Source organism: Nocardioides sp. (assembly GCF_004803405.1).
GTDB classification, from domain to species: domain Bacteria; phylum Actinomycetota; class Actinomycetes; order Propionibacteriales; family Nocardioidaceae; genus Nocardioides; species Nocardioides vastitatis.
This window is the reverse complement of record NZ_SSXI01000113.1, coordinates 12555-36827: the sequence shown is the minus strand read 5'-3', so window position 1 is coordinate 36827 and position 24273 is coordinate 12555. Positions and strand designations below refer to the sequence as shown.

At 70.8% G+C, this 24273-nt stretch carries 24 protein-coding genes; 10 read left to right on the top strand and 14 right to left on the bottom strand.

Annotated elements, in window-relative coordinates; translation table 11 throughout:
* Nucleotide 1: 1 nt before the first annotated feature.
* From E7Z54_RS08345 to E7Z54_RS08320, 6 genes are read right to left on the bottom strand one after another with little or no spacing between them, the layout of a single operon-like run.
* On the bottom strand, nucleotides 2-838 hold the full coding sequence (locus E7Z54_RS08345) for an ABC transporter ATP-binding protein (RefSeq protein WP_136432749.1): 837 nt from the start codon (nucleotides 836-838) through the stop codon (nucleotides 2-4).
* Entirely contained in the window at nucleotides 835-2022 is a 1188-nt protein-coding gene (locus E7Z54_RS08340; protein ID WP_136432747.1) for an ABC transporter substrate-binding protein, read from the bottom strand. Before E7Z54_RS08340 ends, E7Z54_RS08345 begins: the two co-directional genes overlap by 4 nt.
* Nucleotides 2023-2081: 59 nt before the next feature.
* Nucleotides 2082-3143 (bottom strand): branched-chain amino acid ABC transporter permease, encoded by a 1062-nt coding sequence (locus tag E7Z54_RS08335; protein WP_136432745.1) that lies wholly within the window; start codon nucleotides 3141-3143, stop codon nucleotides 2082-2084.
* Between the two features lies 1 nt (nucleotide 3144).
* Nucleotides 3145-4017 carry a branched-chain amino acid ABC transporter permease gene (locus tag E7Z54_RS08330; protein WP_136432744.1) on the bottom strand — a complete coding sequence of 291 codons (873 nt, stop codon included), beginning with the start codon at nucleotides 4015-4017 and terminating at the stop codon, nucleotides 3145-3147.
* Nucleotides 4014-5954 (bottom strand): AMP-binding protein, encoded by a 1941-nt coding sequence (locus tag E7Z54_RS08325; protein WP_136432742.1) that lies wholly within the window; start codon nucleotides 5952-5954, stop codon nucleotides 4014-4016. The genes E7Z54_RS08330 and E7Z54_RS08325 overlap by 4 nt, the downstream gene beginning before the upstream one ends.
* On the bottom strand, nucleotides 5951-6844 hold the full coding sequence (locus E7Z54_RS08320; RefSeq protein ID WP_240769585.1) for an ABC transporter ATP-binding protein: 894 nt from the start codon (nucleotides 6842-6844) through the stop codon (nucleotides 5951-5953). Before E7Z54_RS08320 ends, E7Z54_RS08325 begins: the two co-directional genes overlap by 4 nt.
* A 120-nt stretch (nucleotides 6845-6964) precedes the next feature.
* On the opposite strand from E7Z54_RS08320, the gene E7Z54_RS08315 reads away from it, so the two are divergent.
* The gene (locus tag E7Z54_RS08315) at nucleotides 6965-7732 is read left to right on the top strand and encodes an IclR family transcriptional regulator (RefSeq protein WP_168798228.1); all 768 of its coding nucleotides are present in this window, start codon (nucleotides 6965-6967) and stop codon (nucleotides 7730-7732) included.
* A complete protein-coding gene (locus E7Z54_RS08310) occupies nucleotides 7725-9521 on the top strand; it encodes an AMP-binding protein (RefSeq protein ID WP_136432738.1) in 1797 nt (598 codons plus the stop codon). Before E7Z54_RS08315 ends, E7Z54_RS08310 begins: the two co-directional genes overlap by 8 nt.
* Before the next feature lie 5 nt (nucleotides 9522-9526).
* Here the strand turns inward: E7Z54_RS08310 and E7Z54_RS08305 are convergent, their stop codons facing one another.
* Nucleotides 9527-9871: a histidine triad nucleotide-binding protein gene (locus E7Z54_RS08305; RefSeq protein WP_136432736.1), complete on the bottom strand. Its 345-nt coding sequence runs from the start codon at nucleotides 9869-9871 to the stop codon at nucleotides 9527-9529.
* Between the two features lie 67 nt (nucleotides 9872-9938).
* Here E7Z54_RS08305 and E7Z54_RS08300 point away from each other — a divergent pair, with 67 nt between their 5' ends.
* From E7Z54_RS08300 to E7Z54_RS08285, 4 genes are read left to right on the top strand one after another with little or no spacing between them, the layout of a single operon-like run.
* Entirely contained in the window at nucleotides 9939-10550 is a 612-nt protein-coding gene (locus tag E7Z54_RS08300; RefSeq protein ID WP_240769584.1) for an RNA polymerase sigma factor, read from the top strand.
* Nucleotides 10547-11530 carry a hypothetical protein gene (locus E7Z54_RS08295; RefSeq protein WP_136432735.1) on the top strand — a complete coding sequence of 328 codons (984 nt, stop codon included), beginning with the start codon at nucleotides 10547-10549 and terminating at the stop codon, nucleotides 11528-11530. The genes E7Z54_RS08300 and E7Z54_RS08295 overlap by 4 nt, the downstream gene beginning before the upstream one ends.
* 33 nt (nucleotides 11531-11563) lie before the next feature.
* A complete protein-coding gene (locus E7Z54_RS08290) occupies nucleotides 11564-12484 on the top strand; it encodes a Gmad2 immunoglobulin-like domain-containing protein (protein ID WP_136432733.1) in 921 nt (306 codons plus the stop codon).
* A 47-nt stretch (nucleotides 12485-12531) separates the two neighbouring features.
* Complete coding sequence (locus tag E7Z54_RS08285) at nucleotides 12532-13584, top strand: winged helix DNA-binding domain-containing protein (protein WP_136432731.1); 1053 nt, start codon at nucleotides 12532-12534, stop codon at nucleotides 13582-13584.
* Nucleotides 13585-13733: 149 nt separating this feature from the next.
* On the opposite strand, the gene E7Z54_RS08280 is transcribed toward E7Z54_RS08285, so the two are convergent.
* The 3 genes from E7Z54_RS08280 to hrcA are packed head-to-tail and all read right to left on the bottom strand — an operon-like array spanning nucleotide 13734 to nucleotide 16700.
* The gene (locus tag E7Z54_RS08280; RefSeq protein ID WP_136432729.1) at nucleotides 13734-14474 is read right to left on the bottom strand and encodes a 16S rRNA (uracil(1498)-N(3))-methyltransferase; all 741 of its coding nucleotides are present in this window, start codon (nucleotides 14472-14474) and stop codon (nucleotides 13734-13736) included.
* 22 nt (nucleotides 14475-14496) lie between these two features.
* Complete coding sequence (dnaJ, locus tag E7Z54_RS08275) at nucleotides 14497-15660, bottom strand: molecular chaperone DnaJ (RefSeq protein ID WP_136432727.1); 1164 nt, start codon at nucleotides 15658-15660, stop codon at nucleotides 14497-14499.
* Nucleotides 15661-15674: 14 nt separating this feature from the next.
* Nucleotides 15675-16700 carry a heat-inducible transcriptional repressor HrcA gene (gene hrcA, locus E7Z54_RS08270; protein ID WP_136432725.1) on the bottom strand — a complete coding sequence of 342 codons (1026 nt, stop codon included), beginning with the start codon at nucleotides 16698-16700 and terminating at the stop codon, nucleotides 15675-15677.
* A 165-nt stretch (nucleotides 16701-16865) separates the two neighbouring features.
* On the opposite strand from hrcA, the gene E7Z54_RS08265 reads away from it, so the two are divergent.
* From E7Z54_RS08265 to E7Z54_RS08250, 4 genes are all read left to right on the top strand, one after another.
* The gene (locus E7Z54_RS08265) at nucleotides 16866-17603 is read left to right on the top strand and encodes a hypothetical protein (RefSeq protein WP_136432723.1); all 738 of its coding nucleotides are present in this window, start codon (nucleotides 16866-16868) and stop codon (nucleotides 17601-17603) included.
* Between the two features lie 98 nt (nucleotides 17604-17701).
* Nucleotides 17702-18547: an MBL fold metallo-hydrolase gene (locus tag E7Z54_RS08260; protein ID WP_136432721.1), complete on the top strand. Its 846-nt coding sequence runs from the start codon at nucleotides 17702-17704 to the stop codon at nucleotides 18545-18547.
* Nucleotides 18548-18565: 18 nt separating this feature from the next.
* Nucleotides 18566-18823, top strand: coding sequence for a hypothetical protein (locus tag E7Z54_RS08255; RefSeq protein WP_136432719.1), 258 nt, complete (start codon nucleotides 18566-18568; stop codon nucleotides 18821-18823).
* A gap of 61 nt (nucleotides 18824-18884) precedes the next feature.
* A complete protein-coding gene (locus tag E7Z54_RS08250; RefSeq protein ID WP_378527545.1) occupies nucleotides 18885-19724 on the top strand; it encodes a DUF3097 domain-containing protein in 840 nt (279 codons plus the stop codon).
* A 26-nt stretch (nucleotides 19725-19750) separates the two neighbouring features.
* Here E7Z54_RS08250 and E7Z54_RS08245 read toward each other — a convergent pair whose 3' ends face one another.
* The 4 genes from E7Z54_RS08245 to E7Z54_RS08230 all read right to left on the bottom strand — a co-directional run bounded on the left by E7Z54_RS08245 (nucleotide 19751) and on the right by E7Z54_RS08230 (nucleotide 24227).
* Nucleotides 19751-20188 carry a TM2 domain-containing protein gene (locus E7Z54_RS08245; RefSeq protein ID WP_136432715.1) on the bottom strand — a complete coding sequence of 146 codons (438 nt, stop codon included), beginning with the start codon at nucleotides 20186-20188 and terminating at the stop codon, nucleotides 19751-19753.
* A 26-nt stretch (nucleotides 20189-20214) separates the two neighbouring features.
* Nucleotides 20215-21420, bottom strand: coding sequence for a radical SAM family heme chaperone HemW (gene hemW / locus E7Z54_RS08240; RefSeq protein ID WP_136432713.1), 1206 nt, complete (start codon nucleotides 21418-21420; stop codon nucleotides 20215-20217).
* Nucleotides 21421-21444: 24 nt separating this feature from the next.
* Nucleotides 21445-22329, bottom strand: a complete 885-nt coding sequence (locus E7Z54_RS08235; protein ID WP_136432711.1) for an intradiol ring-cleavage dioxygenase — start codon at nucleotides 22327-22329, stop codon at nucleotides 21445-21447.
* A 74-nt stretch (nucleotides 22330-22403) separates the two neighbouring features.
* Nucleotides 22404-24227 (bottom strand): AMP-dependent synthetase/ligase, encoded by a 1824-nt coding sequence (locus tag E7Z54_RS08230; protein ID WP_206056076.1) that lies wholly within the window; start codon nucleotides 24225-24227, stop codon nucleotides 22404-22406.
* Between the last annotated feature and the right edge of the window lie 46 nt (nucleotides 24228-24273).

The following is a 24273-nucleotide window of genomic DNA, read 5'->3' as shown; positions in this document are numbered from 1 at the left end:
CTCACAGCCACCGCTTGCGGCGGCGGTAGTGCTTGACGTCGCGGTAGTTCTTCCGACCTGCGTCACCCATGCCGAGGTAGAACTCCTTGACGTCGGGGTTCTCCGAGAGCTCCGCTGCGGTGCCGTCGATCACGATCCGGCCCTGCTCGAGGATGTAGCCGTGGTCAGCGATCTCGAGCGCCCGGCGTGCGTTCTGCTCGATGACCAGCACGGTCAGGCCCGTCTCCTGGTTGAGGTTGCGGATGTAGCCGAAGATCTCCTGGACGAGCAGCGGCGCCAGGCCGAGGCTCGGCTCGTCGAGCATCAGCAGTCGGGGTCGCGCCATCAGCGCCCTGCCGATCGCGAGCATCTGCTGCTCACCACCGGACAGGTAGCCCGCCACCCGGGTCCGCAGGTCGGCAAGCTTCGGGAAGAAGCTGTAGACCAGGTCGAAGTCCTCGGCATTCCCGCCTCGGCGGCCGTAGGCCCCTGCGACCAGGTTCTCGTGCACGGTGAGGTGCTCGAAGACGTGCCGGCCCTCCATGCAGAGGGAGAGGCCGGCCCGCACCCGCCGGGCGGGGTCGAAGTGGGTGATGTTCTTCCCGTCGAAGACGATGGAGCCGTCACTCACCTCCCCCCGCTCGGTGGAGAGCAGCCCGGAGACCGCCTTGAGCGTCGTCGACTTGCCGGCACCGTTGGAGCCGAGCAGGGCGACTACCTTCCCCTCCGGCACCGCCAGCGAGAGGCCCCGCAGCACGAGGATCACCTCGTCGTAGATGACCTCGATGCCGCGGATATCCAGCAGGGCGGGAGAGCCCTGCCTGGGCGCTTCAGCCGGGTGCAGGGAGACGTCCGTCATTCCGGCGCCACACCGGTCTCGAGGGCTGTCATCTCGCCCTTCTTGACCTCGTAGATGCCGGTCGCGGAGGAGCCGCGGTGGGAGTCGGCGGTGAACTCGATGGCACCGTCGCCGATCGCTCCACCGGTGTCGATCGACCCGGCGTTCTCGAGTGCGTCCTTGATCGCCTCGCCGCTGAGATCCTCCTCCTCGATGGCGCCCCGGACGCCCTCGACCATCGCGTGCATCGTGTACCAGCCCTGGGCGTAGTGCAGGCCCTCCTCGGCGAGCGAGGAGCCCTCGCCCTTCAGGAACTCGTCGATCACCGCGTGGCCCTCGACGCCTGAGTTGGCGGGCGCCCACGGTTGGACGAGCACGTGGCCCTCAGCGGCCTTGCCGGCCGTCTCGATGAAGAGCTCGTCCGCGCACCAGTTCAGGCACACGATCTTCATGTCGAGGTTCTGCGCCGCGATGTCCTTGGCGACCTGGGCCGCCGGGCTCGAGACGTTCTGGATGACGATGTACTTCGCGCCCTGGGACTTCGCCTGCGACAGCAGGCCGACGTAGTTGGCCGCACCGGCAGGCATCGGGTAGGCCTCCAGGTCCACCTCGAGTCCCTTCTCGTCGATCCAGGTCCTCGCGTCGTCGAGCGGCGCGAGGCCGAACGGTGAGTCGTTGTGGAAGAACGCCACGTCGGCCTTGCCTCCGCCGTCCTCCGCGATCCAGTTCAGGGCGACCCGCATCTGGTCGGAGTAGGTCGGCGCGACGACGAAGTTGTACGGCGTCTTACCGGGGTCGGTGAGCTCCTCGGCGTAGGACGCCGACATGAACGGGAGGTGGTCGGCGGTGATCTTGGAGCTCAGCGCCTCGGTGTCGCCGGTGCCCCAGCCCTGGATCGCCACCGCGCCTTCGTTGACGAACTTCTTGTAGAGACGCTCGGCCGTCGGCACGTCGTACGCGTAGTCCTCGGCGAGCGCCTCGATCTCGCGGCCGTCGACGCCGCCCTCCCCGTTGAGCCACTTGACGTAGCCGAGCATGCCCTTGTGGTAGCGGCTGCCGACGTCCGAGGTGGGGCCGCTCAGGTCGGCAATCATCCCGACCTTGATCGGGCCCTCCTCGTCCGCACTGTCGCCGCCGGGCGCGCAGGCCGTCAGGGCAGTCGCGGTCAACAGACCCGCCGCTACGGCGGTTCGGAACCTCTTCATCAGTGTTCTCCCTTGTCTCTCGGACATCGGTGGCGGGACCTGGGCAGTCCCCGGTGGGGTCAGTAGCGGAACGGCCAGAACCTGAAGTAGTCCTTGGACCGTTGCCAGAGGCGGTCGAGACCACGTGGCTCGAAGAGCAGGAAGCCGATGATCACCAGGCCGAACACGGCGTTCTCGATCGCGGGCAGGCTCTCGCTCACCCAGTCCACGGCACCGGCGACCGGGACCAGGAACTCGGTGAGAAGCACCGGTACGAGGCTCATGAAGATGGCGCCGTAGACCGCTCCGGCCACGCTGCCGAGGCCCCCCACGATGACCATCGCGACGTAGACGATGGAGACCTGGAGCGTGAACGACTCCCAGGTGACCGTCTCGGTGTAGTGGGCCAGCAGGGCGCCGGCGAAGCCGACGAAGCCGGAGGAGACCGCGAACGCGGTCACCTTCGCGCGGGTCACGTTGACCCCGATCGCCGAGGCCGCGATGTCTTGGTCACGCACGGCCATGAACGACCGGCCGACCGGGCTGCGGAGCAGGTTGCGGGCCGCCAGCACGGAGAGCGCCGCGCAGCCGAGCAGGATCCAGTACCACTGCCACTCGAACAGCTCGCGGGTGATCTCGAACCCCCCGATGTGGAGTCGGTCCACGGTGAGCGGCGCCGAACCGTCGCGGAGGAACTCCCACCGGCGGGCGACGAACACGATGATCTCCTGGCTCGCCAGGGTCGCGATCGCCAAGTAGAGCCCCTTCAGCCGCAGCGCGGGCAGCCCGAAGAAGGCGCCGACAGCGGCTGTGATCACCACCGCGCAGGCGATGCTGATCGGCGCGGGCAGTTCGGCCCGCTGGTAGAGCAGCGCGGAGGAGAAGGCACCCACCGCCAGAAAGCCGCCCTGGCCGAGCGAGATCTGGCCGGTGTAGCCGATCAGGATGTTGAGGCCCACGGCGCCGATCACCGCGATCAGGATCATGTTGACGATCGAGAGCCAGTAGAAGTCGATCGAGTACGGCAGGACGGCGAGGCCGACGACGATCAGCCCGAGGCGGAGGTACTCCGCACGGGTGCGACGCAGCGCCCATTCACGGCGATAGCTCGTGAAGTAGGTGCCGGTGGAGAGTGCCGACATGTCAGACCCTTTCGATCCTGGTCTCGCCGAACAAGCCGTACGGACGGACCAGCAGGATGAGGATGAGCAGCACGTAGGGGCCGATCTGGGCGAACCCCGCGTCCCAGTAGCCGCTGATGTAGTTGGCCGTCAGGCCGATCGTGAGACCGCCGACGATGGTTCCGGGCACCGAGTCGAGACCTCCGAGGATCACGACCGGGAAGACGAGCAGGCCGAACGCCGCGAGCCGTGGGCTGGTCTCGGTGATGTCGCCGAGGAGCACACCACCGATCAACGCACTGAGCGCCGCGAGTGCCCAGGCGAGGGCGAACGCCCGCCGCACCGAGATCCCGACCGTGAGCGCAGCCTGCTGGTCGTCCGCGACCGCCCGGAGCGCGATGCCGTGGCGGCTGTAGCGGAAGAACATGGTGAAGACGCCCAGCACCACCGCCGCGATCACGATGACCAGGAGGCGGTCGAGCGGTAGCTGGGCGCCAGCGAACCTCACGGGGTCGTCCGGCAGGATCCGTGGCCGGTGGACGGGCTGTGTGCCGAAGCCGATCTGCACCAGGGCGTTGAGCAGCGCGGCGAGTCCGATGGTCACCATGATCACGCTGATCGGGTTCTCGCCGATCAGCGGCCGCAGCACCAGGCGCTCGATCACCACGCCGAGCGCGATGGCGATCGCAGCTCCTACCACCACGGCGAGGACGAGCGGCAGTTTGAAGACGACGAACGTCAGGTAGAGCGTGTAGCCGCCGATCAGCAGCAGCTCGCCCTGGGCGAAGTTGATCACCCCGGTGGCCTTGTAGATGAGCACGAAGCCCAGCGCAGCGAGGGCGAGGATCGCGCCGTCGGACAGGCCGTAGACGGTGAGGTTGAGGAAGGTGCTCATCGGCGGCTGCTCCAGACCGGTCGGGACTTCGCGTCGGCAGGTGGCTCGTACCCGTCCATCGAGTAGACGTTCATCGACACCTCGCGCTTGATCACGGTGCCGTCCTGGTAGGTCACCGTGTTGGTGACGGAGACCTTGTCCTCACCGCGGGCCAGGCCCTCGATCAGCTCGGCGTACCGCTCCTCGATGACCGAGCGCTTCACCTTGCGGGTGCGGGTGATCTCGTCGTCGTCCGGGTCGAGCTGCTTGAACAGCAGCACGAACCTCCGGATCCGGATCGCCTCCGGCAGGTCGACGTTGGCTCGGTAGACCTCCTCGCGGATGAGCTCCCCGACCTGCGGGTTCGCAGCGAGGTCGGTGTAGGTCGTGTAGCCGATGCGCTGGTGCTCGGCCCACGCCCCCGTCGTGGACGGGTCGATGATCACCATCGCGGTGATCACCTCATCACCGAAGACCACCGTCTCCTCGACGTAGGGCGAGAACTTCACCTTGTTCTCGATGAAGGCGCTCGAGAACGGCGTGCCGTCCGGCGCGGTCTGCACCTCCTTGGCGCGGTCGATCACGACGAGATGGCCGTCGTCGAGGTAGCCCGCGTCACCGGTGTGCAGCCAGCCCACTGCGTCGACGGCCTCTTCCGTCGCCTTCGGGTTGCCGATGTACCCGGCGAAGACCGCGGAGGACCGCAGCAGGATCTCGCCGTTGTCGGCGATCTTGATCTCGGTACCCGGCAGTGGCACGCCCACGGTGTGGAAGCGGATGTCGCCGTTCTTGTGGAGGACCGCGATGCCGCAGATCTCGGTCTGCCCGTAGATCTGCTTGAGGTTGACCCCGATGGCCTGGAAGAACCGGAAGACATCGGGTCCTAGCGGTGCACCGCCCGTGTAGCAGTAGCGGATCCGGCTGAGTCCGAGCTGGTTGCGGACCGGTCCGAGCGCGACCAGGTTGGCGAGGAACAGCAGCGGCCACAGCGCGCCCGGCCCCTTGCCCTGCACCCGACGCCCGGCGACGCGGTCTCCGACCGCGTAGCCGAGGCCGAAGACCTTGCGCTTGAGCCAACCTGCCTCGTCGACGCGGACCTGGACGTCGGACAGCATCGACTCCCAGATCCGGGGCGGGCTGAACATGACGCTCGGGCCGATCTCGCGCATGTCGTGCCGCTGGGTGGACGCGTCCTCGGGAAAGGAGAGCGCGAATCCGCGGGACAGGCCGCACGCGACGGCGACCATCTGCTCGCCGATCCAGGCCAGCGGAAGAAAGGAGACGAACCGGTCCTTCGGACCCAGCGGATCGACCTCGTTGAGGTGGCCGGCCATGGTGAGGAGGTTGCGGTGGGTGAGCTGACCGAGCTTCGGCAGCGAGGTGGTCCCGGAGGTCGTGCAGACCACGGCGACGTCGTCCGGGGAGCCCGCCTCGACCTGGGCCTCTAGCCAGCCGGCACGATCGACCCCCCATGCGCGACCCCGGTCCTCGAGGTCCTCGAAGGCCATCAGCCACTCGTGGTCGTAGTCCTCCAGCCCGTGCGGGTCGTAGAACACCACGGTGGAGACGGTCTGCGTCTGGGGACGGACCCGGATCAGCTTGTCCACCTGCTCCTGGTCCTCCGCCACCACGACCTGCGCCTGGCTGAGTCCGAGGATGTGGCGGATCTCGTCGTCCAGGCTCGTCGGGTAGATGCCGACCACTGCCGCACCGATGGACTGGGCGGCGAGCTCGGTGATCAGCCACTCGGGGCGGTTGTCGCCGAGCACCGCGACGATGTCGCCGCGGCCGACCCCGAGCGAGGCCAGCCCGTGGGCGGCGTCGCGGACACGCTCGGCGTACTCGCGCCAGGTGAGCGGCTGCCAGATGCCGTAGAGCTTCTCCTGGAGGGCGACCGCGTTCGGGTTGGTCCGCGCCTGGTCGGCCAGCAGCCGCGGGAAGGTCGACACTTCGGTCACAGCTCCTCCCCGAGGTAGGCCTTGACGACGTCCTCGTTGGCGGAGATCTCGTCGGGCCTGCCGTCGCCGATCACCTTGCCGAAGTCGAGGACCGTGATCCGGTCGGACAGGTCCATGACCACGCCCATGTCGTGCTCGATGAGCATCGTGGTGACGCCGCGGAGCTCACTGACGTCGAGGATGAAACGCGCCATGTCCTCCTTCTCCTCGGCGTTCATGCCGGCCATCGGCTCGTCGAGGAGCAGCAGCGCCGGCTCGATGCAGAGGGCACGGCCGAGCTCGACCCGCTTTTGCACGCCATACGCCAGCGAGCCGACATGGGCGTGACGGAACGCCTGGAGCTGGAGGAGGTCGATGACCTCCTCGACGAACTCGCGGTGCTCGATCTCCTGGCGCCGGGCCGGACCGAACCAGGCCATGCCGGCCAGGACGCTCTGACGCATGTGGCTGTGGCGGCCGAGCATGAGGTTCTCGAGGAGCGTCAGGTGCCCGAAGAGCTCGATGTTCTGGAAGGAGCGGGCGACACCCAGCCGGGCGATCTGGTGCGGCTTGCGCGCGACCAGATCGTGGGTGCGCTCCTCGTCGGCCTCCGTGACGGAGTGCAGCGCGATGGTGCCGCGCTGCGGCCGGTAGAGGCCGCTCACGCAGTTGAGCATGCTCGACTTGCCCGCGCCGTTGGGCCCGATGACGGCGTGGATGTCCCCCTGCCGGACGGTGAACGACACCTCGCTCAGCGCCCGGATCCCGCCGAAACGCAGGGACACGTCGGCCACCTCGAGCAGCGGTGCACCGACCGCGACCCGGCTGGAGTTCAGTTCGAATCGATACGCCCTGGTCCGCACCAGCGCCTCCTTCTCGGCACCCGAAGAGAGCTCGGATGTGACGGACACTACTTTCCACTATGTGGAAAGTGCAATACCTTCAATGGAATCAATATCCGCAGAAGCGCGAGGCGACTTCACTGATAGGTTGTCGCTGCAGATATCCGCAAGTCCCTTCAGGAGAGCCCCGTGATCGAGCCGGCAGATGGCGTTGACGGCGGGTCCAACGCCGCTCGCGGAACACTGGGCACCGTCCGCAACGCAGTGCTCCTCCTGGACCTGCTGAGCGACGGCCCCGCCTACCAGCAGCTCACCGAGCTCGCCGAGCGCTCGGGGTTGTCGGTGCCCACGGCCCACCGGCTGCTCCGGTCACTGGTGCTGGCCGAGATCGTGCAGCAGGACGCGAGGACGTCGCGCTACAGCCTCGGCCCCGAGGTGGTGCGCCTGGCTCAGCGCTACCTGGCGCGGTTGCCCGTCCTCGCCGCGCTCTCCCCCTACCTCGTGGGCCTGCGCGACATCCTCGACTCGTCCATCCACGTCGCACTCCTCGCGCGGGACTCGGTGGTGTACGTCGACCGGGTGGACGCCCGCGAGGGAGGGCCCTACCGCGAGAGCCACCGCGTGGCGAGCGCCCTCGAGACGCCCGCCGGCCGCCTGCTGGTCGCCCGCGCCGGCGACGAGAGCTGGCGACGCTGCGTCGCGGCCCACAACGGCCGGCTGCCGAAGGACGCCGACGAACTGCGTGCCGAACTGCTGGAGACGGAGTGGCTGGTCGCCCCCGACGGCCTCACCGGCGTCGCTCTCGAGGCCGCCGTCGTCGTGGTCGACTCGCGCGGTGGCGCGCTGGCGGCCTTGTCCGCCACACTCCCAGCTGCCGATCCCGACCGCAGCGGGGAGGTCGTCCAGCACCTGCAGCGGGCGGCGGGCGCGGCGGGAAGGACGCTGGGACATGGCTGAGCAGCCCACGCGCGAGCAGGCGATCGAGGCGTGGCGCACTCCCGCCGACGAGCTCACCTGGATCACGCCGTACCGCACCCTCTTCGCCGAGGCGCCGCCCTACCACCACTGGTTCGTCGGCGGCGAGCTCAACCTCGCGGCCAACGCGACCGACCGACACCTGGCCGACCGCGCCGACCGCACCGCTGTCCTCTGGGAGGGCGAGCCCGGAGACCGCAGGCAGCTCACCTACGGCGAGCTCCACGAGCAGGTCCTCCGCATGGCCGCGGGCCTGCGCCGGCTCGGCATGGCGAAGGGCGACCGGATCGCCCTCCACCTGGGCTGGTTGCCCGAGACCGTGGTGACGCTGCTCGCGGCCTTCCGGCTCGGCGCCGTCGTCACCGTGATCCCGGTGGCGCTGCCGGTCGAGACCCTGTCCGCAAGGCTCGCCGACTTCGGTCCCCGGATCCTCGTCACCCAGGACGGCGGCTGGCGACGCGGCGCGATCCTTCCCCTGAAGGCCCGCGCCGACGCCGCGATCGAGGCCACCCACGGCATCGAGCACACGATCGTGATCCGCCGGACCGGCGTCCACGTCGAGTGGTTCGAAGGCGACCGGTGGTACGACGACGTGCTGACCGACGGGGAGGTGCCCGACGTGCCTGCCGTCCCGCTCCCGGCCGACCACCCGGCGTACTCCGTCTATCTCGCCAACCGCGGTGGGGAGCCCGTGGCGATCCGTCTCGGGTCGGCCAACATCGCCGTGGTCTCGGTTGCCAACCTCCGCGAGGTGATGGCGCCCTACGAGGACGACGTCTTCTGGTGCGCGGCCGAGGTGTCTTGGATGGGCGGACAGCTCCACGGCATCCTTGGGCCCCTGCTCAACGGTTCCCCTGCCGTGATGTACGAGGGAACGCTCGACGTCCCCAACCCGGCGCGTGCCTGGCAGATCGTCGAGAGGTACGGCGTCACTGCGATCGCCACCTCACCGTCGGTGGTCGCCGCGCTCCGCGGGTGGTCCTTGGAGGCCGGCCACGACATCGCGACGCTGCGTCGCGTGGTCACGATCGGGGAGCGGCTCGACCCCGCGCTGCGTGAGTGGCTGCGGGAGATCCTCGGTGAGAAGGTCGTGCTGGCCGATGGCTGGGGCCAGTTGGAGCTGGGCGGAATCGTCACCTACGACCTGGAGGAGCCGCCCTCCGGGCTGCCCCGGCCCGGCTTCGCCCTGCTCGACCAGGACGGGCGACCGGTGGCCGATGGCGAGGCCGGCGAGTGGGTCGTGCTGCACCCGTGGGCCGGCACCATGCGCGCGGTGGAGTCGGGCGAGGACCCGACGGCCTACCACTGGACCCGCTATCCGGGGCGCTACGCGACCGGGGACAAGGCCCGGCGCCGTCCCGACGGTTCGATCGAGTTCCTCGGGAGGTACGACGAGGTCATCTCGATCTCCGGCCAGCTGGTCTCGCTGACCGAGGTGCAGCAGGCGCTGCTCGACCACCCTTTCGTGGCTGCCGCTGAGGCGTTCGAGAACATCGACGCCGGGTTCGGCAGGTCGGTCGGTGCCGCCATCGTGCTGCGTGACGGTGCCCCCGACGACGCCGCCACCCTGCACGAGATGCAGGACTCGGTCCGCGAGCTGCTGGGCGGGCTGAGCCGGCCACGCGTGCTCATCGTGCTGGACCGGATCGACGCCGACCAGGTCGGCGCGGCAACCCGACAGGCGCTGGCCAAGATCGCCGCGGGCGCAGGCGGAGAGCCGGTCCGGGCCCGGTGGGACGCGGTGCTTGCCGCGACCATGCCTGGCGTCTAGAGCGGTCAGCCGGGCGGCCAGCCGAAGGGGCGTCCACCCAGCACGTGCAGGTGGGTGTGGAACACGACCTGCCCCGCGGAGGCACCGGTGTTGAAGAGAAGGCGGTAGCCGTCGAGGCCCTCGCTCTCGGCGACCGCGCGCGCCGTCGCGAACAGCTCGGCGAAGGCCTCGGGGTCCTCGGCGGCCGTCTCCGCGGCGTTGGCGGTGTGCTCGCGCGGCACGACCAGTACGTGCAGTGGCGCCTGCGGGTTGACGTCGCGGAACGCGACGGTGCGGTCACTGGTGTGGACGACGTCGCCCGGGACGTCCCCGGCGACGATCTTGCAGAACAGGCAGTCGGCGGCGCTCACGTATCCACTTTGGCAGATCGCGCCGCGCCGACGTCAACCTCCTCCGGGGCTCGCGCGTGGAACTAGCGTGACGATCCATGCAGTGCTCGGCGGCGGCACCCTCGCGGGCAGTGCCGTGGGCGCCCACCGAGGTGTCGACCACGGCGCGCTGGTGAGCGCCGCCGTGAACGCCGACGAGGCGGTCGAGCGGTTGTACCTCGACCACTGGGACCAGCTGGTGCGTCTGTCCGTGCTGCTGGTGCGCGACCAAGGTCAGGCCGAGGAGATCGTGCAGGACTCGTTCGTGGAGCTGCACCGTCGCTGGTCCCGGCTCGAGGACCCCGACCGAGCTCTTCCCTACCTCCGCCAGACGGTCGTCAACCGGTCGCGATCGGCGTTGCGGCACCGGAGGGTCGTCCGCCGACACCTCGCCCGCCAGCACGGCGAGGAGACCGCGCCCGGCGCCGACGAGTCCGTGCTCGCCGAGACTCGCCGACGGTGGGTCCTCGACGCCCTGCAGCAGCTCCCCGGCCGCCAGCGCGAGGTGCTGGCACTGCGCTACTTCCTCGACATGTCCGAGGCGGAGATCGCACAGACGCTCGGTGTCAGCAAGGGAGCCGTGAAGAGCCATGCCTCCCGTGGCGCAGCTGCCCTGCGAACGCTGCTGGACGAGCGCGACCCGGGAGGAGGCGAGCGATGAGCCACGGGCCCGACGAGGCGCGGTTGCGGGAGATCCTCTCCGACGCGGTCGCTGACGTGACCCCGCAGGACCGGCTCGGCGAGATCCGGCGGCGAACCTCCCACGCCTCCCGCCCGCACCGTCCCTGGGTCCTGGTGGTCCTCGGGGCCGGTACGGCGACCGCCGCGGTCGTGGCCACCGGAGTCCTGGCCGGGCGGGTCGGCCTGACCGAGGGCGATCGCGCCGACCGCACGCCTGCGGCCTCCCCGGCGCCCTCGGACACGCAGGCCGCCGCCCTCTACTTCGTCGGCGCCACTCCTGCAGGGGCGCGCCTGTTCCGGGAGTTCCAGGGCGTGCCGATCGCAGCCGACGACTCGGCTCTCGCGCTCGACGCGCTGCAGCGGCTCGAGGCGGACGCCGGGCCAGACGATCCCGACTACCGGACCCTGTGGCCGGACGGCGCGTTCACCGACGTCACCGTCGGCGACGACTGGATCAGCGTCGAGGTGTCCGCCGCCGCGCTGGAGCCGGCAGCGGACTCCGGCCGGGCGGACGCCGTACTCGGGGTGCAGCAGGCCGTGTACACCGCCGAGGCCGCCGCCGGGAGCAGCCTGCCCATCGCGTTCGAGCACGAGGACGCGCCCGTCCGCACGATCCTCGGCGTCGAGGTAGAGCAGCTGGTCCCGCGGATGCCCGGCCTCCGCGCACCCGTCAGCATCAGCGATCCCACCGAGGGCCTCGTGGCCGACGACGCCCTGGTGGCCCGCGGCACCGTCGGGCCCGTCGCGGACCGGACGCCGGGTGAGGTCTCCTGGGAGCTGCGTGGGTCGGACGGCGCCGTCGTGGCCTCCGGCACCGCCCCCGTCGACGAGCGCAGCTGGGACACCGGTGCGATCGACCTCTCCGATCTGGCGCCAGGCCGTTACGTGCTCTCCGCCCAGGTCACCTCCGACACCGACGACCTGGTCGCCGCCGACACGCGGACGATCACCGTCCGCTGACATCCAGCCAACGATCGCGGGAGGATCGAGCCCATGCAGCACACCCCCAGACGCACCGTGTCCGTCCTGACCGGGGCGGTTCTCGCACTCGGCCTGCTGGCCGGCTGCGGTGACGAGAGCCGGGACGCCGGCGACCGGCCGAGCACGCCCGCCAGCACCCCGAGCGCCGCCGACACCACCACCGATGCGACCACCGAGCCCACCAGCGGGCCGACCGATGACGGCATGGGCGAAGGGGCCGCGGTCCCCGTGTACTACGTCGGGGACACCCCCGGTGGCGACCGGCTGTACCGCGAGTTCACCCGCGTCACTGGCGTCGAGCGACTCGTAGGGGCCGCGGCCGCGGTCACCCAGGGCGACCCGGTCGACCCCGACTACCGCACGCTGTGGCCCGGCGGCCGCTTCACCGCCGTCACCCTGGAGGCCGACGCGATCGTCGTCGAGGTCCCCGAGGAGTCCTGGCTGGAGCAGGGCCGCCTCGACCGCGCACAGGCGAAGCTGGCCGTGCAGCAGCTCGTCTACACGCTTCAGGGCGTCGTCGGGAAGCGCCTCCCGGTCCGGGTGCAGTACGACGGCAGGCCGGCCTCCACGCTCCTCGGGGTGACGGTCGGGGCCGGCCTGAAGGCCACGCCCGAGCTCGAGGTGCTTGCGTTCGTCAACATCACCGAGCCTGCGGAGGGCACGGGCGTCTCCGACCGCTTCGTCGCCGAGGGCAGGGCCAGCTCGTTCGAGGCGACCGTGATCTGGGAGATGCAGGACTCCGCCGGCACGGTCGTGCTCGAGGGCTTCGCCCAGGCCGAGGGATACATGGACAAGCTCTACCCGTGGCGGACCGAGGTCGACGCGAGCAGCCTGCCGCCGGGCGACTACACGTTCGTCGCGCGGACCGACGACCCGTCCGACGGCGAAGGCCCTGGACCGACCGTGGACACCAAGCGGATCACCGTCCAGTGACCGGCTGACGCGGGGTCGATGTCGGTGCCGGTCCCTAGCGTGCCGTCATGAGGTTCACTCGTCGCCGCCTCAACCGCACGCTGCTGCTGCGCCAGCACCTGCTCCAGCGGGAGGCGACCGAGCCGACGGCGATGGTGCAGCACCTGGTGGGCCTGCAGGCACAAGAGTCGCTGCCGCCGTACCTCTCCCTTGCCGCGCGGCTCGAGAGCGTCGACCCCTGGATGGTGAGCAAGCAGATCGAGGACGGCTCGCTGGTGCGGGTCTTGAGCCTGCGCGACACGGTCCACCTGCATGTGCCCGAGGACGCGCTGACCCTGCCGGTGTGGGCGGCCCCGGTGCGCGAACGCGAGATCAAGCAGAGCCAGGCGATCGGCGACGCGCGCTCGGTCGACCGGGAGGCGTTCCGGGCGGCGGTGCGGGAGGTGCTGGCCGACGGCCCGCTCCCCCAGCGCGCGCTCGGCGCCGCCCTGGCCGAGCGTTTCCCCGAGCACTCACCCGCGCAGCTCGGCCAGCTGGCGCGGGTGACCGAGGTGCTCGCCCAGCTGCCGCCCCGCGGCTGCTGGAAGCCGACCGGGTCGACCGCGGTGACCTACGACTTCGTCGACCGCTGGGTCGGCGGGCCACTGCGCGACCCCGACGTGCCGGCGATCGTGCGGCGCTACCTGCGGGCGTTCGGGCCGGCCAGCGCTGCCGACGTGACGGCATGGACAGCGATCACCAGGCTCGGACCGGTGCTCAAGGCGATGGACGACCTGGAGGTGCACGAGGACGAGGACGGCAAGGTCCTCTACGACGTGGCGGATGCTCCGACCGCCGAGGAGGACGCACCAGCGCCGGTGCGACTGCTGGGCAACTACGACAACGTGTGGCTCTCCCACGCCGCCCGCAACCGGGTGACAGAGCCCGAGAAGCGCGTCGCCTGGATGGGCGTCAACGGCGCGCAGCTGATGACGCTCTTCGTCGACGGCTGGCTCGAGGGGCTCTGGCGCGTCGAGGACGGCCGGGTCGTCGTGGCCGAGCTGCTGCGACCGCTGACGAGGCGCGAGCGGGCTGAGCTCGACGAGGAGGTCGCGCGGGTGGAGGTCCTGCTGGCCCGGTAGGTGGGTCGGCTCGTGGTCGGTGAGTGGTCGGTTCGTGGTCGGTTCGTGGTCGGTTTCTCAAGGTATGCAGGCGAACCTGCACTTCCCTAGCGCTGTACGGCGAGGGATGTGCAGGTTCGCCTGCATACCTTGGGAAACCGGCAGCCCGCTCAGCCCCACCGCGGCGTCCGCGCCAACAGCGCGGAGACTGCGGCCAGGCCGGCCGTCGAGGTGCGGAGCACCTCCGCGCCGAGCCGTACCGCGACGGCGCCGGCGGTGACCAGGTGCGCCACCTCCTCGTCGGTGAGCCCGCCCTCCGGGCCGACCACGACCAGGATCTCGCCGTCCTGCGGCACCGCGATCGCCGGCAGGGGCTCGGTGGCGTCCTCGTGGAGTACGACGGCGAGGTCGACGCCGGCGACCAGGGCGGCCAGGTCGGCGGTCGACGCCAGCGGAGTGACCTCGGGGTGCCACGCCCGGCGTGACTGCTTCGCGGCTTCGCGAGCCGTGGCCTGCCACTTCGCATGCGACTTCGCGGCGCGCTCTCCCTTCCACACGGCGACGCTGCGCGCCGCCGCCCACGGGACGATTCGGGCGACACCGATCTCGGTGAGCACCTCGACGGCCAGCTCGCCGCGGTCGCCCTTGGGCAGTGCCTGCACGACGACGAGCCGGGGCTGCGGCTCGGGATGGTCGACGACCTCGGCGGCGACCACCGTGAACGCCCGCTTCCCGGTCGCGCTCACCGCGCCGGTCACCACGCGGCCCGCGCCGTCGGCGAGCTGCACGGCCTCGCCCAGCCGCAGGCGTCGTACGACGACGGCGTGGTGCGCCTCGTCCCCCTCGACGGTCACGGCATCGCCGGGGGCGACGCCGTCCAGGGACGGGACGAGGTGCTGGGGCAGGGTCACCGGCTCGGCCTGGGCCCGCGGGTCAGTGCGCGGTGAACGCGTCGCGGAGCCGACCGAAGACCGACTTGTGCGCGGGCCGCATCGCCCCGGCGGGCTGCTCCTCGCCACGGATCTGCGCGAGCTCACGGAGCAGCTGCTCCTGGCGGGCGTCGAGACGGGCGGGGGTCTCCACCGCGACCGTGACGATCAGGTCACCGCGGCCGCCGCGCAGGCCTGGAACGCCTCGACCGCGCAGCGTGATCTCGTGGCCGGACTGCGTGCCGGGCGGGATGGGGAGCTCGAAGTCCGTCTCCACCCCGGAGCCCGCGCCCTGCTCGAGGTCGGCCTCGAGGGTGGGCATCGTGATCGTGGTGCCGAGCGCCGCGGCGGTCATCGGCACCGAGACCGTGCAATGCAGGTCGTTGCCGTTGCGGATGAAGACCGGGTGCGGCGCGACGTGGATCTCGACGTAGAGGTCGCCGGCCGGGCCGCCGCCGGGACCGACCTCGCCCTGTTCGGCGAGCTGGACCCGGGTGCCGGTGTCGACGCCGGCAGGGATCTTCACGGTCAGGCTGCGACGCGAGCGGACCCGGCCGTCGCCCGCGCACTCGCGGCAGGGGTCGGGGATGATCGAGCCGTACCCGCGACAGGCGGCGCACGGGCGCAGGGTGCGGATCTCGCCGAGGAAGGAGCGTTGGACGTGGGCGACCTCGCCCGCGCCCCGGCAGGTCTCGCAGGGCACCGGGTGGCTGCCGGGCGCAGCGCCGTCGCCGCCACAGGTCGAGCATCGGACCGCGGTGTCCACCTTGAGCTCGCGAGAGACGCCGAAGGCGGCCTCGGCCAGGTCGACCTCCAGCCGAATCAGGGCGTCTTGGCCCCGCCGCACCCGGGGGCGCGGTCCACGCCCGCCGGCGGCGCCGGGAGTGCCGCCGAAGAAGGCGTCCATGATGTCGGTGAACGAGAAGCCGGCGCCCTGGCCGCCGAAGCCGCCGCCGAACGGGTCGGCGCCGCGATCGTAGGCTGAACGCTTCTGCGGGTCGGACAGCACCTCGTAGGCGGCCGACACCTGCTTGAACTTCTCCTGGCTCTCGGCGTCGGGGTTGACGTCGGGATGGAGCTGCCGGGCGAGGCGGCGGTAGGCCTTCTTGATGGTGTCCGCGTCCGCATTGCGGTCGACACCCAGCAGCTCGTAGAGGTCCTGGCTCACGTGGCTATTCGCTTTCAGCTCTCGTCGAGGATGCGCGACACGTAGCGTGCCACCGCGCGCACCGCCGCCATCGTTCCGGGGTAGTCCATCCGGGTCGGGCCCACGATGCCGAGCGAGGCAAGCGCGTCGTCGGGGCCGTAGCCCGTCGCGACGACACTGGTCGACGCCAGCTGCTCGTAGGGACCCTCGGCGCCGATCCGCACCGTCACTGTGCCCCCGCCGGTGGCCTCGCCGAGCAGCTTGAGCAGCACGACCTGCTCCTCCAGCGCCTCGAGCAGCGGCTTCACCGAGGTGTCGAAGCTGTCGCCGAACCGGGCGAGGTTCGCGGTGCCCCCGACCGCGATCCGCTCGTCGGAGCGGTGGTCGCTCATCGCCTCGATGAGCGCCTCCACCACGGCGACCGTCGACCTCGTGGGCTCCGGGCTGCCGGGCGTGTGCCGGGCCAGGGCGTCGAGCGCGGCGGTCGCCTCGGCGATCACCTCACCGGTGGCTGCGAGGTTGAGCCGGGTGCGCAAGGCGGCCAGCTCGTCCTCGCCGAGCCCCGCCTCGAGATCCACCAGGCGTTGCTCCACGCGACCGCTGCTGAGGATCAGCACGAGCAGCAGGCGAGTCGGCGTGAGCGCCACGACCTCGATGTGGCGCACGGTGGAGCGCGAGAGCGTGGGGTACTGCACGACCGCGACCTGGCGCGTCAGCTGTGCGAGCAACCGGACCGACCGGTGCACGACGTCGTCGAGGTCGACCGCGCCGTCGAGGAAGCTCGCGATCGCCCGACGCTCGGCGGCCGTCATGGGCTTCACGGTGGAGAGGCGGTCGACGAACAGCCGGTAGCCCTTGTCGGTCGGCACCCGTCCGGCACTGGTGTGGGGCTGGGCGAGGTAGCCCTCGTCCTCCAGCGCGGCCATGTCGTTGCGGATCGTTGCCGGCGAGACGTTGAGGTGGTGCCGCTCAACGAGCGCCTTGGAGCCGACGGGCTCCTCGGTGGCGACGTAGTCCTCGACGATCGCTCGCAGGACAGCGAGCCTGCGGTCCTCCTGCATGCCCACCCCCTTGCTTGGCACTCCACTTCGACGAGTGCCAATCGTAGCGCTCGGCGGCACCAAAGCGGTGACCGGCGATCGCCGATCCAGCCGGCGAGCCATCCCCGACGCCTACGGTGTAGGTTAGGCTCACCTTATCAAGCACCACGGCGGAAGGAGTCGGACGTGACCCCCGGTCCCGGCATCGACACCGGACGAGTCGACGTGAGCCGCCTCGCGGCTGCGGCGCGGAGCATCCTCGCCTGTCCCCAGGAGGTGCAGCTGGTCGTCGACGGGGTCGACGACGTGGTCGCCGGTCTCGACGAGCCCGACCTCGACCTGCAGGACCACAGTGGCCGTCCGGTCTTCTCCTGTCCCGCCGGCTCGGCCCTGGGCCAGGCCGCCACCGACCGCCGCGGCGCCGTACTCACCGTCGGCAGCGGGCTCGGCAGCGCCGGCTCCCCCGACCGGGAGGCATCACTCACCCTGTACGGCCGGCTCGAGGCGACCGGTCTCGAGGACTGCCCGTGCTGCGGCGAGGTCCGGATGCGGGTCTCGCTCCACCTGGGCTACGTCCTGCTGTCGCGGGCCAGCGCCCCGGATGGCGCCAGCTTCCGGGTCCCGCTCGCCGACTTCGTCTCCCGCGAGCACGACCTCAACCGCGGCTTCCTGCAGCGCTCGGCCGAGCACGCCAACAGCTGCCACCAGGACGAGCTGCGTCGCGCGGTCTCCACGACGACCGGTACCCGCGTGGCCGAGATCGCCGGAGTGCACCTTGCCGACCTCCGCGCCGACGGCGTCGAGCTGCAGTGGGTGGACGCCTCCGGTGGGCACCGCTCGGAGCTGACGTTCGCCCGCTCCGCGCGGAGCGCCGAGGAGCTCGGGGAGCTGCTGCGCACCGAGCTGCATGCCGGTCTGTGCTAGTTCGGGGCTAGTTCGGGGCTAGTTCTGGGCTAGCCGGGTCCAGCCGGGTCCAGCCGGGGCCGGTTGGACTCGCTGGGCCGAGCCCCTAGCCTGAGCAGGTGCCGTTCACCGAGGTCGCCGACCGGGTCTGGGTCTCCCGCTACCCCTGGTTCGACGTCAACGTGACCGTCGTCGGCGGCCAGCGGGGCCTGGTCGTCGTGGACACCCACGCCTCGGCCGCGGCCGCCCGGGAGGTCGTCGCAGACGTCCGCGCGCTCGGCGCCGGCGAGGTCGTCGCGGTCGTCAACACCCACGAGCACTTCGACCACACCTTCGGCAACGCCACCTTCGCCGAGGAGTACGACGACCTGCCGATCCACGCCACCGACGAGGCCGCCGCACGCACGGTCACCGCGGGCGAGCGGATCATGGAGCAGTATCGAGCCTCAACGGACCCTCGCGCGGCCGAGGTGCTCGCGACGGCGATCCTGCCCGCGAACCGGACGTTCTCCAGCGCCGCGGTGATCGACATCGGCGACCGCCAGGTCGAGCTGGTGCACCCGGGCCGCGGGCACACTGCCGGCGACCTGGTGGTTCGGGTGCCCGATGCCGACGTGCTGCTCGCCGGCGACCTGGTCGAGGAGTCGGCTCCCCCGGCGTTCGGCGCCGACAGCTTTCCGCTGGAGTGGGCGCAGACCCTCGACCTCGTGCTGGGCCTGCTGACCCCCGCCTCGGTGGTCGTGCCGGGTCACGGCGCCGTCGTGGACCGGGGGTTCGTGGAGGAACAGTGCGACGGGATCCGGGCCGTCGGCGAGACGATCCGCGACCTCGCCTCGCGCGGCGTGCCGCTGGCCGAGGCGCTCGCCAGCGCGGAGTGGCCCTATCCGACCGAGTCGCTCGAGGACGCCGTCCGCATCGGTTACGCGCAGCTGCCCCGCGGCGCGAGGCGACTGCCGCTGGTCTGAGGCGGGTACCGCCTCCCCATGAGCCACAACGACGAGAGCAAGCAGGCCGGACAGGTCGGAGTCCCGGACGAGGCACTGCCCGAGGACCTGGTCCCGAGCGAGGACAACCCGCTCGCCGAGGGCCTGCCCCCGGGCGAGACGGCCGAGGGGCTCCTCGAGGAGGAGGGCAAGCCCGAGGACGAGACGGCCTACGCTCCGGCGGAAGGGGTCGGGACCGACGGCGAGACCGCCGACCCGCCGCCGCCCGAGGAGTCCCCCGGGGCGCAGAAGAGCTGACCCTGGAGGTCCCGGCGCGGCACCGTGGCCGAGCCCTGGCGACGACCTACGGTTGTCCGTCGTGGATCGCTACGGGACCGACGTGCTGGCCGGTGACTGGAACGTGCCGAAGCGTGGACGCGCCGTGGAGGCGCCCGCGGACATCGGCCAGGTCGTCGAGGAGGTGACCGCGGACTGGTGCGGGGAGATCGTCGCCGTCGACCGGGACCTGCACACCCTGACCCTCGAGGACCGGCGCGGCAGGCGTCGTACCTTCCCCCTGGGTCCGGGCTTCCTGCTCGAGGGCAGGCCGGTCATCCTGACCGCGCCGGTCCGCAAGGCCGGTCCCGCGGCGCCGACACGCACCGCGAGCGGCTCGATCGCCGTCCACGACGCGAAGGCGCGGGTGGCCCGGGCGAGCCGCATCTTCGTGGAGGGACGACATGACGCCGAGCTCGTCGAGAAGGTCTGGGGCGACGACCTGCGGATCGAGGGCGTGGTCGTGGAGTACCTCGGTGGTGTCGACGACCTCGCCGACCACCTGGTCTCCTTCCGGCCCGGACCCGAGCGAAGGGTCGGCGTGCTCGTCGACCATCTCGTCCGGGGCTCCAAGGAGTCCCGGATCGCCGATGCCATCGCCCGCGGCCCCAACGGCCCGCACGTCCGGATCGTCGGTCACCCGTTCGTGGACGTCTGGCAGGCCGTGAAGCCCGAGCGGCTCGGGCTGCGCGCCTGGCCCTCCGTCCCGCGCAACGTCGAGTGGAAGAAGGGCATCTGCCAGCAGCTCGGCTGGCCGCACCGCGACCAGGCCGACATCGCCCGCGCCTGGAAGCACATCCTGTCGAAGGTCGGCTCGTACGCCGACCTCGAGCCCGACCTCCTCGGCCGGGTCGAGGAGCTGATCGACTTCGTGACCGCCTGACCGTCCCGGTCGAGCACCGACGACCGTCAGCGCAGCAGGCGGCCCTGCGCGTCGGTGGGGCGACCGGCGAGGATCACGATCCCGTCCAGCACCGACCAGACCCAGAAGATCGGGTAGGTGAAGAACCCGATCAGCACGCACACGAGCAGCGCGCTCACCACGGCACCGAGCAGCTGGGTCAGCCCGATCGCGACCCGTCCCTGGTAGAGACGCCCGACACCACAGATGCCGACGAACGGCAGGAGCAGGTTCAGCAGGCCCGCGGCGACCTTGGTCTTGTCCGAGAGCGGCCGACCGGTCACCGGGTCGGTGCCGTAGCCGATCGGGTACGGACCCGGCACCGCGTAGGCCCCGGACCAACCGGGCAGGCGGTCCTCCGTCTGCGGCACGCGCTGCGGCGGCTGGTACGGCTGGTACGGCGTCGCCGGGTCCGGCTCCTGCGGCGGCGGGTACGTCTCACCCATGCCGGCGAGCGTAGGGCACGTCGCCGTCACCCGAGCAGGGATCGCACCACGCCGTCGGCGAGCAGCCGGCCACGACGGGTCAGCACGACCCGGTCGGCCCGGTCCTCGACCAGGCCGGCGGCGGCAAGGGAGGGGAGCACCTCCGGCACCGGGAGTACGTCGACATCGAGCCCGTCACGGAGCCGGACCTCGAGCAGCACCCGCTCGAGCCGCCGGGTCTCGTCGTCGAGCACCTCCCGCGCCTGGGCGGGGCTGAGGTTCTCGGCGAGGCGTGCCGCGTAGGCGACGGGGTGCTTGACGTTCCACCAGCGCACTCCCCCGACGTGGGAGTGGGCACCGGGCCCGACGCCCCACCAGTCCGCCCCGGTCCAGTAGCCCAGGTTGTGGCGGCAGCGAGCCGCGTCGTCGCGCGCCCAGTTCGACACCTCGTACCAGTCCAGGCCGACCGCGCTGAGCTGCTCGTCGGCCTGGACGTACTTGTCGGCCAGGTCATCGTCGTCCGGCATCGGCAGCTCACCTCGGCGCACCCGCCGGGCGAGCGCCGTCCCCTCCTCCACGATCAGGGAGTAGGCCGAGACGTGGTCGGGCTCGCAGGCGAGCGCGGCGTCCAGGGTCGCCGCCCAGTCCTCGCCGCTCTCCCCCGGCGTGCCGTAGATCAGGTCGAGGCTGACCTGGTCGAAGCCGGCCTGTCGCGCGGCCTCCACCACCGTGGGGACACGCTCCGGGTCATGCGTGCGGTCGAGCACGGCCAACACGTGCGGCACGGCCGACTGCATGCCGAAGGAGATCCGGTTGAAGCCCGCCTCCCTCAGCCGCTCGAGCCGGTCGCGGTCCACCGAGTCGGGGTTGGCCTCCGTCGTCACCTCGACGTCCGGGGCCAGCCCGAACTCCTGGTCGATCGCGGTGACCATCCGGCCGAGGTCGGCCGGGTCGAGCAGGGTCGGCGTCCCGCCGCCGAGGAAGACCGTCGCCACCGGGAGGTCCGCGGTGCCCAGCACGAGCCGCGAGCGTCGTACCTCGGCGACGACCTGGTCGGCGTAGGACGACCGTGAGACTCCGGGTCCCAGCTCCTCGGCGGTGTAGGTGTTGAAGTCGCAGTAGCCACAGCGCACCCGGCAGAACGGCACGTGCACGTAGAAGCCCAGGCGGCGACGTCCGAGCTGCGCAAGCGCCGACTCCGGCAAGGAGCCGTCGGTGGGGACGGGATCGCCCTCGGGCAGCGCGGACGGCACCCGCCCAGTCTCTCAGAGCCCTGCTCAGATCGGCACGTTGAGCGTCGCGGTGAACCCGTCCTCGACCGATCCGGTCACCTTCGCCATCTGCAGCGAATAGCCGTCGCTGAAGACGTTGTCGCTGTCGATCGACAGCTGCGACAGGTTCCCGACACTGGCGTCGTAGCCCTCGGCGCTGCCGTAGACCTCGTCACAGACGTCCTGAGGCAGTGCCAGCTGCGAGGTCCGCAGCTTGTTCTCGGCGCTGGTCGCCTTGGCCAGGGTCTCGTAGACCTCGAAGTGCATGTGCGGCCAGCGGCCGGTGTAGCAGCCCGGGAAGATCGTGGTGAAGGTCAGCCGCCCGTCGGCGTCGGTCTCCTGGACACCGCGCAGGTAGTTCTCCTCGGTCACGCCGTCGTCGTAGAGCGAGTAGCGGCCCTCCCGGTCGCAGTGCCAGAGGTACACCGCGGCGCCTGCCATCGGCTGCACGTTCTCACCGTTGAGGTCGAGCACCGTCAGCGTCACGGTCAGGGGCACGCCCTCGGCGACTCCGGACGCCGAGCCGAAGCTCGTGGTGATGTCGCTGCGGACCACCCCCGACTCCGACAGCACGTTCGGCCCGTTGCTGCCGTCGCCCGGATAGGGACCGGCGGTCTCCTCGGGGATCTCCCCGTCGGCGACCTCGACGCCGGACTCGCCGCCCATCCCGCCGTCAGGCGGGGGTGCGCCCATCCCTCCGTCGGACGGGGGTGCGCCCGCGGGCTGGGTCGACGTGGCGCTGGAGCTGTCTGTCGTCGCAGCGTCCTGGGCGCTGCAGCCGGCGACGGCCGCGACGCCCAGGCCGACACCGAGTCCGAGCAGCCCGCGCCGTGCCATCAAGCGCGGCAGGTCGTGGGAGAGGCCGAGGTCGTGCTCTTCAGTTTCGCTCATGTCGCCAGCCAACCCGGGCGATCTGTGCGTCCCCTGTGAGCGTCCTGTGACTGCCCAAGACTCGGCCAGGCTCCCTAGGAGTAGAAGCCGTCGATCAGGTCCTTGTTGTTGGCCTCCACGACGTTGCGCTTCACCTTCAGCGACGGCGTGAGCTCGCCGGACTCGATGGTGAGGTCGTGGTCGAGCAGCTCCCACTTCTTCACGGTCTCCCAGCGGTTGAGCTGCTGGTTGAGCTCGTCGACGTACTCGCCGACCATCGCCTTGACCTTCTCCGAACGGACCAGCTCGGTGTACGACGCCCCCTCCATCCCGTTCTCCGCCGCCCAGGCGGCGAGAGCGTCGGGATCGAGGGTGATCAGTGCGGAGACGAAGTTGCGCTCGGCGCCGAAGACCATGAACTGGCTGACGTAGGGGCAGATCGCCTTGAACTTCGCCTCGACGGCGGGCGGGGCGATGTACTTGCCGCCCGAGGTCTTGAAGAGCTCCTTGATGCGACCGGTGATGTGGAGGAAGCCGTCCTCGTCGATCGCACCCTTGTCACCGGTCCGCAGCCAGCCGTCCTCGGTGAACGCCTCGGCGGTCGCGTCGGGAAGGTTGTGGTAGCCCGCCATGACATGCGGGCCCTTGAGCTGGACCTCGTCGTTCTCGCCGATCCGCACCTCGGTGCCTGGGAACGCGTGGCCGACGGTGCCGATCTTGTAGTCCTGCGGGTGCCCGACCGTGGCGCCGGCGGCGTTCTCGGTCATGCCGTAGCCCTCCAGGATGAGGATGCCGGCGGCGTGGAACCACTCCGCGATCTCGGCGTTCAGCGCGGCCGACCCCGAGATGAAGAACTTCACCCGGCCACCGAAGCGCTCCCGCACCTTGCTGAAGACCAGCTTGTCGAAGAGGCCGTGCTGGAGCTTGAGCAGCAGCGGAACCGACCTGCCCTCACGCTGCAGCCGGTCGACCTTGACGCCGACCTCGAACGCCTTCTTGAAGATCTTCTCCTTCGCGCCACCCTCCGAGGCCTGCATGGTGACGATCCGGGCGTGCGCCTTCTCGAAGATGCGCGGCGCGGCGCCCATGAACGTGGGCTTCACGATGCCGAGGTTCTCGACGATCTTGTCGACGCGTCCGTCGATGGCGGTCGCGAAGCCGCAGGCGAGCTGGGTGGAGAGCAGCACCTTGCCGAACGAGTGGGCCATCGGCAGCCAGAGGAACTGGAGATCGTCCTCGTGGAGGATGTCCTGCGCCTTGATCGCCTCGCCCTCGAACACCCAGGCGCGGTGGAGCAGGCGCACGCCCTTCGGCTTGCCGGTGGTCCCGGAGGTGTAGATCAGTGTCGCGAGCTGGTCGGGCTGGATGTCCTTGGTGACCTGCTCGATGGCGTCCGGGTGCTCGGTGAGGTAGCCGTCGCCCAGCTCGGCCAGCTGCTCGAGGGAGATCACCCACTCCCCGTCCGCCAGCGTGTCGTCGAACGTGATCACCTTGGCGATCCCGTGGAGCTCCTCGCGGTGGTCGCGCAGCTTGGCGAGCTGGGACTCGTCCTCGGCGAAGACGAAGCGGCTCTCGGAGTCGCCCAGGATGTACGCGGTGTCGTCGCCCCCGGTGGTCGGGTAGACGGTCGTGGTCGCGCCACCTGCGCACATGATCGCGAGATCGGCGAGGATCCACTCGTAGCGCGTGGACGCGGCGATGCCGACCCGCTGCTCGGACTCGAGACCGAGGGCCATCAGGCCCGCTGCCAGACGCCGCACCCGGTCTCCGGCCTGTCGCCAGGTGACCGACTCCCAGGCCTCCCCCCGGGGGAACCGGAAGGCCTCACGGTCCGGACTGGACTCGACCCTGTCGAGGAACTGCACAGCGCAGTTCTGCGGCATGTGGTCGAGGAAACTCGTGTCGTGATTGATGGGCATGACGCTCCTGCATGCTCGTCCCGAGACCGACTACTGACTGAGCAGT